Origin of the sequence: Pseudomonas sp. RW3S2 (assembly GCF_014268955.1) — a bacterium.
GTDB classification, from domain to species: domain Bacteria; phylum Pseudomonadota; class Gammaproteobacteria; order Pseudomonadales; family Pseudomonadaceae; genus Aquipseudomonas; species Aquipseudomonas wayambapalatensis.
The window spans coordinates 1-240 of the sequence record NZ_JABWRM010000058.1; the positions used below are offsets into that span (position 1 = coordinate 1).

Below are 240 nucleotides of genomic sequence, written 5' to 3' on the forward strand. Positions count from 1 at the left end.
ACGATGCATCGCCGATGGTAGTGTGGGGTTTCCCCATGTGAGAGTAGGTCATCGTCAAGATTCATTTCGCAAAACCCTTATCTGCGCGAGCAGGTAGGGGTTTTGTCTTTAAGTAGAGACTACAGAGATTCGCAGGCACGTCCTTGAGACGGGCCAGCACACAGAATTTCTTGACGACCATAGAGCATTGGAACCACCTGATCCCATCCCGAACTCAGCAGTGAAACGATGCATCGCCGA

Annotated in this window: 1 rRNA gene; it reads left to right on the forward strand. The window is 51.2% G+C overall.

The annotated features are described in order from the left end of the window. Window positions 1-169: 169 nt before the first annotated feature. Window positions 170-240: ribosomal RNA gene (rrf, locus tag HU748_RS26205) — 5S ribosomal RNA — on the forward strand; the annotation flags it as partial.